This window comes from Pseudomonadota bacterium, from assembly GCA_039815145.1.
GTDB lineage: Bacteria > Pseudomonadota > Gammaproteobacteria > Steroidobacterales > JBCBZW01 > JBCBZW01.
The window spans coordinates 1-9,762 of record JBCBZW010000164.1 but is presented as its reverse complement, the minus strand read 5'-3'; the positions used below and the strand labels follow the sequence as shown (position 1 = coordinate 9,762).

The following is a 9,762-nucleotide window of genomic DNA, read 5'->3' as shown; positions in this document are numbered from 1 at the left end:
GCGCCAGGACATCATGCGGCATCTCGCGAACGAACCGGTGACCGCCCGCGGCCCGTCCCTCGCCTATCGCTTCGCCAAGTTCCTGCGGCGCAACGCCCTGGCCAGCGCGTTCGCCGGCATCGCAACGGTGGCGCTCGTGGCCGTCGCAGGGGTCAGCAGCCTCGCGGCCGTGAACGCCAACGCGCAGAACGCGCGCATCGCCGCCGAGCGCGATCGCGCCAACGAAGTACAGGCCTTCCTGGTGGACGTGTTTTCCCTCGCCACCCCGGAAGCATCCGGGGGCGCCACGGTGACGGCGCAGGAACTGCTCGCGCGAGGCGCCGAACGCGTGCGGGTGGAGCTCGATGGACAACCGGCCATGCAAGCCCAGCTGGAGCGCGCCATCGGCCAGGCCTTCACGAGCCTCTCGCTCTACCCCCAGGCCCAAGCCTCACTGGAACGCGCCCGCGAGCACCTGACGACTGTCGATCAGGCGGATCCTGCGGTGCTCGGCGGCACGCTCTACGATCTCGCCACGGTGCTGGAGCGTCAGGGTCAGTACGCGGAGGCACTGAGCCTCGCCAACGAGGTCAGCGCGACGTACGCAAGCCACGCCGAGCCGGTGGCACTGGCCCAGAGCGATCAGCTGCGCGCCCGCATCCTCCACCGCCAGGGCGACTTGGCCCAGGCACGACCGCTGTACGACCGCGCCCTGACCCGCGCCCGGGCGCACGGCGCGACGGAGCCGGCATTCCTCACCGACGCGATCATCAATTTCGCCAGCTTCGCCCTCGCGGACGGCGATGCGAACACCGCGATCACCTTGAGCGAAGAGGGACTTGGACGCTTGGTGAAGCGCCACGGTGACAACGACATTCGCCTCGCCGAACCACTCCACAACCTCGCCAATGCCCTCGCCAGCGTGCAGCGCTGGGACGAGGCGGCGACTGAGTACCGCCGCGCCCTCGCTATCACCGATCAGCACCTGGCCCCCGAGCATCAGACGAACGCCTTCCTGTGGAACGGCCTCGCCCGCGCCGAACAACGCCTCGGAGACGTGGACGACGCTCGGCGCAGCTTCGAGCGCGCCCTCGCCATCCTGCGCGCGAACTTCGGCGAGACCCATCCGGACATCGGCATCGGCCTGGCCAACCTGGGACGCCTGGAGATGGACGCGGGCGAGGCCGAAGCGGCCGAGCGAGCCTTCACCGAGGCACTCGCGATTCTGGATGAGACCCTGCCGGGGCATTGGATCGGTCACGACGTGCGCCGGCGCCTCGGCGCCTGCCATTCGTTGGCCGAGCGCTACGCCGAGGCGGAATCCCTGCTACTCACGGCTTACGACGGCCTAACAACTTCCCTCGGCGAGACCCATAAGGCGACACGAGAAGCGCGCGAGGCTCTCGTCACCTTGTACGGGCGTTGGGAACGGCCCACGTTGGCTGCGCGCTACGCTGTGCAAGCCTCGCCCTAAGAGGTCTGCTGCTCCTCGGCGAGCCACTCGCGGGCCTGCATCAGCCACCCCTTGGCGGTGACATCGTCGGGGTTCATCGCCACGGACGCCTCGAGGGCGGCCACGGCGTTAGCATTGTCTTCCAACCCGAGGTAGCACAGGCCGATGTGGTAGCTGGCGAGGGCGGTCGCCCCGAACTGTCGCTGCGACAGCTCAAAGCACTGCAGGGCATCGTCGTAGAGTTCCATCTCCTGCAGCACGCAGCCGATGCTCACGAGCGTGTCCGGCGTCTCGGGCACCTGGTAGACCTGGCTGGCGGCGTGGCGGGCGCCGTCGGCGAGATCCTTCCAGACGCTGGCGTCCACCTCGCGTACCTTGCTCAGGATCAGCTCGAGGTGCTGGTTGAAGAGGTCAGGGTCCCAGCGCAGCAGGTTCATGTGGGCGACCAACACCTCCAGGGTGCAATCGCCCGGCGAGTCCGCCAGGTGGGCGGAGATGCGGAAGAGATCACCCGGGCTGAACCCGTTGAGGTGCGATTCCGCGGCGAGCCTCGTTCGCGGCAGGGCGGCGAGTTGGTTGCCGAGGAGGAAGGCGGAGGTCGCGAGCCCTTGCTGGGTTCGCTGATGGTAGGCGTCGCCGCCGCGCACGCGGCAGTACTCGCCGAGGGCCTCGAAGTTCACCATGATCGAGTGCGCTTCATTGTGGAAGGCGAGTTCGGGCTCGTAGGCGGCGAACAGCTCCGCGTGGGCGGCGTAGGCCTTGTCGCTGCTGATCAGGAGCAGCTCGCGATCGGCCAGGACGGCGAGCTTGTCGAACACCTCCATCGCCGCGATCGGCAGGCAGAAGTAGCCCTCGCGCTCGTCGTCGAGGTAGCGCTGAACCACCGCATCCTTGGCCTCGTCGCCGTAGTACGGCAGCGTCGCGCGCTGATAGCTAATAGGGCTGTTAATGTCGTCGAGGGTGACGGCGTAGTTCTCGGGATAGTCCGCTTCGAAGGTAGGCGATGGCGGCACCCGGCCTTCCTCGAGCACGCCGTTCTCCACGCGGAAGACGTCCGTGGGGATCGAGTCGAACACGTAGTTGGCCAAGGCGATCATCGGCGCTCGGGGTCCGTCGCCGGCGGTACCGAGGCTGGACAGCGGCGTGCCGGCCAGCTCCAGGGTCGGGTCCGTGTCCGTGAGCAGGTCGAGGGCGGCGAAGTCGACCAGGCCGCCTTCGAGGTGCGGCTCCCAGGCCGGATGGTGGCTCCAGAAATCGAGATTGCGTTGGGCCACATCGGTGAGCACGTAGGTGAAGCGCAGCCGCGGCTCGTCGACGAGCGCGAGCAGATCCTTCATGCGCTGCACGAGATGAAACGCGAAGATGCCAGGCCCTGCGCCCACCTCCACGATCGGGAAGGTGAGGGGCGCATCGCCGGGCAGGCGCGCCGCCGTGTCCTGCATGTAGGCGAGGATCATCTGCGCGTAGGCGTTGGCGATGAACGCGTTGCTCGTTGCGTAGAAGGGCACCTTGCCCTGCCAGGCGGCGACGCCCTCGCGGCAGTAGAACGATTTCTGCCGCTGCCAGAGGTCGCTCTGCGAGAGACGTACGTGATCGGCGGCTGGGGAGGTGCTCATGGGGCGATAGCATCCAACGGGTGGCGAGAAGGCGCGCCGAGAATCGAGCGGGTCGGCACCAGGCGCGAACGGTGGCCGATCATAGCAAGGCGCTTTGGTTGGCGATGGCGTCGCACGTCACGGGTCGACGCTCGCAGCGGATGACGACTTGGCTTGGCCAGCGGCTTGCCTCAGGATGCGCTTCTTCGCCCATCGACCCTCGCCCAAGGTTGCCATGTCCCTTCCCGAGATCCTCGCCTCGCGCTACTCCTGCCGTGGCTTTCGCCCGGACGCCATCGCACCGGAGCTGCTGACGCAGATCTTCGATGAGGCGCAGCGCAGCCCGTCGAACTGCAACGTGCAACCGTGGCAGGTGCTGGTCGCCTCGGGCGGCGCCACCGAGCAACTCAAGGCCGCGTTGGTGAAGGAGGTGATGACCCGGCAGACGCCGAACCCGGACTTCAACTGGGCCGTGGCCTACCAGAACGAACATCGCGAGCGACAGTTCGGCGCCGCCAACGCCCTGTACGGCGCCCTCGGCATCGACCGCCAGGACAAGCTCGCTCGCCAGCAAGCGATGCTGCGCAACTGGCAGTTCTTCGATGCGCCCCACGTGGCCATCTTCACCATGGACACCTACCTCGACATCATGGGCGCCGTCGACGTGGGCATCTACGCACAAACCCTCAGCCTGCTCATGCACGAGCACGGCCTCGCCACCTGCATGCAGGGCGCCCTCGGCCAGTTCCCGGACCCGATCCGCGAGATGTTCGCCCTGCCGGAGGGTCGCGGGGTGCTGTTCGGCATGTCCTTCGGCTACGCGGACGAGGAGGCGCCCGCCAACCGTGCGCGCACGACGCGTGAGCCCCTGGCCAACAGCGTCGTCTTCCACGACTGACCCGCCGGCGACGCCTCGTGTCCACGCCCACCGACGCTCCGCGGCCAATCCGCGACGGCATCCTCGATTGCCTGCCGCTGTTCGTGCCCGTGCTGCCCTTCGCCTTCGTGTTTGGGGTGGTGGTCGTCGAATCCGGCGTGGGCCACTGGCTGGGCTGGTCAACGTCACCGATCATCTTCGGGGGCGCGGCGCAGCTCACGCTCCTGAGCCTGATCGGCGAGGGCGCATCGCTGGCCGCGGCGGTGACGGCAGCGCTCATCGTCGGCGCCCGACACCTGCTCTACTCCGTGGCGCTGGCGCCGAGGTTTCGGGAGCAGCCGACCTGGTTTCGATGGCTCGGCCCCTACGTGCTGGTGGACCAGGTGTTCGCCCTCAGCACCCTGCGCGATGACATCGATCCGGCCACCTTCCGCGCCTATTACCTCGCCAATGGCTTCAGCTTCTGGACCCTGTGGGCCGTCGCCACCGCCCTCGGCATCTACGTGGGGCCCCTGCTGCCCGAGGCCCTCGACCTCTCCTTCGCCGCGCCGGTGCTGTTTACGAGCTTGCTGGTGATGGCCATCGATCGCTGGGAGAAGATCGCCGTGGCGGCCGTGGCAGGCGCCGTCACCCTGTTCGCGAGCGAATTCCCGAACCGCACGGGGCTCCTGCTGGGGGCCGCGGTCGGCATCGCCCTGGGGCTCTTCCTCGAACTGCGCAGGCGTCGCGCATGAAGGTGTTGTTGGCCATCGTGATCACCGGCGCGGGCACCTACTGGATGCGCGCCCTGTTCATCCTGCTGCTCGCCAAGCGAGAGTTTCCAGCGGTAGCGCGACGCGTGCTGGAGTACGTGGCGCCCGCGGTGATGGCGGCGCTGGTGGTCTCGATGCTGGTGGGCGGCGAGGGCCTCGGTCAGCTGAACTGGCCGGCGGCCCTCGGGATGGTGACCGCCGTCGCCACCGCGGCGATCACGCGCAACCACGTGATCACCCTGATCGGCGCCATGGCGGTGTACTGGGGCCTGGGCGCGCTTGCGGCGTGAGGCGCCACGGAGCTTGCGCCCCGTGGCGATAGGCACGGCGCGCTAGAAGCTCTGTCTCACCCGCGGCAGGGTGACGACGGGCGAGAGGCTCCGGTTGGTGAGGAACTCCAGGCGCCTCTCCTCCGCCTCCGTTCGCTGCTTTGTGGCGAGGGCAAGCGCCTCGTCCAGGGGCATGCACGCGCGCCTGCGAATACGGCTGCCGCTGCCCCGCACCTTTCGGCACAGCATATAGGTGCCTTCGTCCTCACCCGCCCCCTTCTCGGTGGAACGTTGGAAACCAAGCTCGTACTGCTTCAGCGACGGAATCTTCTCCACCAACTCTTCCCACGTGTAGCCGGCAGCCTCCTCTTCCGTCTGCTCAGCGGCGGGCTCAGCACACCCCTGTTCGCCTTCGTTGTCCGCACAATCGGCGAGGCTCGCCGCCGGCGCCATCGCAAGGCCCAGCGCTAACAGTAGCGACCCAAATTGCTTCATCTCCATTGCTCTCCCCTTCTTCGCTCAGGATTGAAGTGACGATCGAGACCCTGCTTTCCCCTTGCCTGGCCTCGTCCGTGGCACGTCCCCGTTATGAAACGCGGCGGAGGCTTAAGTCAAGGTGATGGGTATTTCCGTCGGCCCGACGATGACAGGCTGCGACGCGATTCACATCACGCAGGAATAACAAGCGGTTTGCGGAACCGCGATTCTCGATTTGCCGAACGCTACGGCGCGAGCGATGGGCGGGAGACGCTAGCGATGGGGCCTTGAGAGGCCCCAGCTAACTGAATCTATAGCTACCGGGAGTGGCGGCGGCGAGGGGGTGAGGTCAGCGAGAGGCGGCGTTGGTGTTCTGCTCGGTCGTGGTCTCGCGCCAGCGCACCAGCACGGCGTCCACGTCGCCGCCCTGTTCGCCGATCATCGCGTCGAACTGGTTGCGGAAGGTGAGGCCTAAGTTGATACCGCTCACGATCATGTTGCGGATCAGCCAGCGGCCGTCGTCCTCGCGTCCCATGGAGTACTCGAGGGTGAAGTCCTTGCCGTTCGCGGCGGTGACGTCCATGGTCACCTGCGCCCGACCCTTCTTGCGGATCTTCGCCTCGCGCACCTCGATGGTCCTCGCCTCGAGGGAGATGAGCGAGTCGGCGTAGAGGTCTACCAAGGACTCCACGAACACGCCCCGGAAGCGCGCCCGCTGATCGTCGCTCAGCGCTTCCTTGTGCTTACCCACCACGCCGCTCACGATGCGGTCGAAGGCCACGTACTGCTCCAGGATCCCCGTGAGCTGATCGCGCAGGGGGGCGGGGTCATCCGCGTAGGTCGCGCGCTGCTCATCGAGAGCCTTGACCACGAGATCGGTGGCCTCGCGCACGGTGTCATCCGCAGGGTCCGCCACGGCGGTCAGCGACAGGCCGGTCAATGCGCCGAGGCACCAGAGCGCCGTGAGCCAACCGGTGCGTGAGGGGGTGTTCGTTTGCATCATCACATCCTCGTGTGCAAGCGATTAACGATAGAACTTGATCAGCAGGGCCGGCAGCACCACCAGGTTGGCCACCAGCGCCAGCACCATGGCGAGCGCCGTGAGCACGCCGAAGTAGATCGTCGGCACGAAGCTCGACAGGGCCAGCACCGAGAACCCCACCACCACGGTGATGGAGGTGAAGTAGAGCGCGTTGCCGATGCTCGCGTGGCTGTTGCGCACGGCCGTCACCGTGTCGTGGCCGAGGGCGCGCTCCTCCTTGAAGCGATGCAGGTAGTGGATGGCGTCGTCGACGCCGATACCCACGATGATCGCCGCGGTGGTGATGGTCATGATATCCAACGGGATGCCGACCCACCCCATCACCGCGAGCACGCTCTCGGCCGCCAGCGCCGTCGGCAAGATGCCCAGGATCGCCAGCCGTATCGAGCGCAACAGCACCGCGAAGGTGAGCAGGATGGCCCCGAGCACGGCTAATAAGGTCGATTGCTGAGAACTGAACAGGCGCTTGAGCATGTCGTTGAAGAGCACGGCCATGCCCGTCACGTGCACCTGCTCACGCTCGAGACCAAGCTCCGTCACGGCGTAGTTCTCGATGTCCGCGAAGAGCTCCTCCTGGGAGAACTTCGGCCCCGTCTCGTGGATCCGTGCCGACAAGCGCAGCTCACCGGTGGCGGGCGAGGCGTAGGGGCGGATCAGGGACGCCTTGATCTCCTCTGGCACCAGGGCCAGCACGGCGGTGATCTGCAGGTAGTCCAGGGGCTTGTTGTCGTTGAAGGCGCGGGCGATCTGCTCGAGGGTGGAGATCGAGATGACCTTGCCGACCTCCGCCCGCTCGCCGAGGTAGGACTCGAGGCGATCGAGCAATGCGACCCGCGACGGCGTAAACCAGTAGCGCTCGGGGAAGACGTCCGGCTCGTCGTCGTCGAAGGAGGCGAAATCGTCGTCCTCGTCTGTCTCCTCCGGCTCCCAGGGCGGGAATTCGAGCACCACCTCGAAGGGGATGGTGCCGCCGAGGTTCTCGTCGATGAACACCATGCCGTCGCGAATCTCGCTGCCGCTGCGGAAGTAGTCGACGAAGCGGTTGTTCACGCTCAGCTGCGTGATGCCGGCCCAGCCGGCCGCAGCCAGGGCCACGGACACCACCAGGATCGTCCACGGGCGCGACGTCGCGAGCTTAGAGAACGAGCCCGTGAGCAGTGCCGCCTGCGTTTGCGGCTTAGGCTTTTTGCTGTAGGGGACCATCACCAGGATGCCGGCGAAGAAGCTGTAGGTCACCACCAGCCCGACGCCGATGCCGAGCACCATGATGAAGCCGAACTCCGCCACGGGGCGGATGTCGCTCACCATCAAGGAGGCGAAGGCCACCGCGGTGGTGAGTGCCGTGTACAGGCACGGGGCGAGCTTCGACTTCATGGTCTCGTAGACGAGGGCGATGTGATCGTTCGAATAGCCGATGATGCACAGCTCGCGGTAGCGCGCGATGAGGTGGATCGTGAAGGAGATCGTCGTGATCGCGAGCAGTGGAATGAAGTTGGAGGAGACGGCCGTGGCCGGCTGCCCCAGCAATCCCAGGAGCCCCAGCATGATGAGCACGGTCACCGACACGGTACCGAGCGGAATCAGCACCCAGCGCCAACGGCCGAAGAAGGCGTAGAGGGCGCCGGCCATCAGCAGCACCACCGCGCCGCTCAGCAAGCGCATGTCGCGGCGAACGAAATCGATGATGTCCGCGCTCACCATGGGCACGCCACCCAAATACAAGCGCGCCGAGTCTTCGTACGCGGCGCGAATCGCGCGCACCTCGCTGAGCAACTTCGCGCGCTCGGCTTGATGAGCGGTCTTCAGTTCCCGGTAACGATCGGCGGCGGCCGCCTCCTCGATCAGGTCCACGCCTCCCTCGACCGCGCGCAGGACATCGAGCTCGCGCTTGGCCTCGCGCAGGGGCACGTTGTCCTTGAGTTCCACCTGCAGTGCGGTGGTGGTGCCATCCGCGGAGACCAGCAGGTCGCGGAACAGGGGGCTGCCCATCAGCTCGTCGCGGGCCATGCGCAGATCAGCGCCTTCGCGGATCGTGCCGTAGCCGTCGGCGAGCTCCGACAGGGCCACGGGCGGGCTGCGCAGGAGCGGCACGTCGAGGAACGAGGTCACCTGAAGTACGCCGGGCACGCTCTCCAGCTCGCCCTGCAAGGCCTTCAGCACCTGCACGTGCTGGTCGGAGAACAGCTCGCCTTGGTGTGGGGTGTAGGTGAGGAAGAGCGCCTCGCGCTGACCGAAGCGCTCGACGATCTCCTGAAAATAGGCGAGTTCCGGGTCGCCTTGGGCCACCAGCGTGTCCGAGGAGGCGTCGAAGCTAAAGCGACCGACGAAGGCGAGGGCCGCCACGCAAGCCAGCAGAATCGCTAGCTGGATGAGCCGTGCATTGCGCAGGCAACCGTGGTAGCAACCCTTGACCGTGCGACGCCACAGCGCCGCCAGGCCAGCGTTGACCGCGGCCTCAGTCAAGGAAAGGGTCCTCTTCAACTTCGCCATCATTGATCAGGTACTCACGGCGCTGCAGGTAGGCATCGCGCATGAAGAGGTATCGATCCCCACGCAGGAGAGCCTCCGCGCTCAAGAACTTCGCTCGGGTCTGCACGATATCCGTGCCCACCAGCGACCAGCGGACCGTATCGTCCTCGATGAATCTAACCGGGTAAACCAGCGTATCGACGATGCCGGCAAGCCCATCACGCAGGGTGGCGGGGCCGGCGAACGGCACAACCGTATAGTTTCCGGGGGGGACCCCCCACACGGCAAGGGTTTGCCCGAAATCTTCCTGGTGTGCCTCCAAGCCGGCGTCCGTGGCCACGTCGAACAGTCCGCCGATGCCGGCCGTCGAGTTCAGCAGGAACCGACCCGTATCCGCCAGGGCGAGCTTGGGCTTGCCCTGGAGCAGCTGGTTCACCGCGGTCCATGGGGTGCGCAGATTCAAGAAGAAATTCGACACACCGGTCTCGACCGGATTCGGTGTGATGAATTGATAGCCCCGAGCGAGGGGCTTCAGCAGGGCGCGATCAGCGCCGTCGTTGAAGGCCTGCACCTTGCGGTTCACGCCCTCCATGGGGTCCTGCGAGGCCTCGCCGCTACCGCCGCCCACGCTGGCACAACCGCCGAGCAGCAACAGCAAGCCGATTATCAGACCGCTTCCCAGGCGCTGTGCGCCGTAACCACCAGCAGGCTCGCTCGCTCCCTTGATCCCCATCGCTCCCTTTCCTCACTCAAGAGTTGGACTGCAGCCGCACTGTATGGGGGCGGCGATCCGCTTTCACCAGCACCAGGCTCCTAGCCATCTGGCTAGGTCGCCCCAGGGCGACAGTC

At 66.6% G+C, this 9,762-nt stretch carries 9 protein-coding genes; 4 read left to right on the top strand and 5 right to left on the bottom strand.

Features of this window, described 5'->3' with window-relative positions:
• Positions 1-1,453, top strand: a 1,453-nt coding sequence (locus tag AAF184_22755; GenBank protein MEO0425174.1) for a tetratricopeptide repeat protein, incomplete at its 5' end; no start/stop codon positions are given.
• On the opposite strand, the gene AAF184_22750 is transcribed toward AAF184_22755, so the two are convergent.
• A complete protein-coding gene (locus AAF184_22750; protein MEO0425173.1) occupies positions 1,450-3,048 on the bottom strand; it encodes a hypothetical protein in 1,599 nt (532 codons plus the stop codon). The two genes, AAF184_22755 and AAF184_22750, sit on opposite strands and share 4 nt — an antisense overlap.
• 214 nt (positions 3,049-3,262) lie before the next feature.
• On the opposite strand from AAF184_22750, the gene AAF184_22745 reads away from it, so the two are divergent.
• The 3 genes from AAF184_22745 to AAF184_22735 are packed head-to-tail and all read left to right on the top strand — an operon-like array spanning position 3,263 to position 4,946.
• Complete coding sequence (locus AAF184_22745) at positions 3,263-3,925, top strand: nitroreductase (protein ID MEO0425172.1); 663 nt, start codon at positions 3,263-3,265, stop codon at positions 3,923-3,925.
• 17 nt (positions 3,926-3,942) lie between these two features.
• Complete coding sequence (locus tag AAF184_22740; GenBank protein ID MEO0425171.1) at positions 3,943-4,638, top strand: AzlC family ABC transporter permease; 696 nt, start codon at positions 3,943-3,945, stop codon at positions 4,636-4,638.
• Positions 4,635-4,946: an AzlD domain-containing protein gene (locus tag AAF184_22735; protein MEO0425170.1), complete on the top strand. Its 312-nt coding sequence runs from the start codon at positions 4,635-4,637 to the stop codon at positions 4,944-4,946. Before AAF184_22740 ends, AAF184_22735 begins: the two co-directional genes overlap by 4 nt.
• A 42-nt stretch (positions 4,947-4,988) precedes the next feature.
• Here AAF184_22735 and AAF184_22730 read toward each other — a convergent pair whose 3' ends face one another.
• The 4 genes from AAF184_22730 to AAF184_22715 form a co-directional block, all read right to left on the bottom strand.
• Complete coding sequence (locus tag AAF184_22730; protein ID MEO0425169.1) at positions 4,989-5,420, bottom strand: hypothetical protein; 432 nt, start codon at positions 5,418-5,420, stop codon at positions 4,989-4,991.
• A 331-nt stretch (positions 5,421-5,751) separates the two neighbouring features.
• A complete protein-coding gene (locus AAF184_22725) occupies positions 5,752-6,402 on the bottom strand; it encodes an ABC transporter substrate-binding protein (GenBank protein MEO0425168.1) in 651 nt (216 codons plus the stop codon).
• 24 nt (positions 6,403-6,426) lie between these two features.
• On the bottom strand, positions 6,427-8,907 hold the full coding sequence (locus tag AAF184_22720) for an MMPL family transporter (GenBank protein MEO0425167.1): 2,481 nt from the start codon (positions 8,905-8,907) through the stop codon (positions 6,427-6,429).
• Positions 8,900-9,646, bottom strand: coding sequence for a VacJ family lipoprotein (locus AAF184_22715; GenBank protein MEO0425166.1), 747 nt, complete (start codon positions 9,644-9,646; stop codon positions 8,900-8,902). Before AAF184_22715 ends, AAF184_22720 begins: the two co-directional genes overlap by 8 nt.
• Positions 9,647-9,762: the final 116 nt, after the last annotated feature.

Bases quoted from the DNA above. Each gene is read 5' to 3' on its own strand.
- AAF184_22745 (MEO0425172.1), top strand. From the start codon at position 3,263: ATGTCCCTTCCCGAGATCCTCGCCTCGCGCTACTCCTGCCGTGGCTTT.
- AAF184_22715 (MEO0425166.1), bottom strand. From the start codon at position 9,646: ATGGGGATCAAGGGAGCGAGCGAGCCTGCTGGTGGTTACGGCGCACAG.
- AAF184_22735 (MEO0425170.1), top strand. From the start codon at position 4,635: ATGAAGGTGTTGTTGGCCATCGTGATCACCGGCGCGGGCACCTACTGG.
- AAF184_22725 (MEO0425168.1), bottom strand. From the start codon at position 6,402: ATGCAAACGAACACCCCCTCACGCACCGGTTGGCTCACGGCGCTCTGG.
- AAF184_22750 (MEO0425173.1), bottom strand. From the start codon at position 3,048: ATGAGCACCTCCCCAGCCGCCGATCACGTACGTCTCTCGCAGAGCGAC.
- AAF184_22730 (MEO0425169.1), bottom strand. From the start codon at position 5,420: ATGAAGCAATTTGGGTCGCTACTGTTAGCGCTGGGCCTTGCGATGGCG.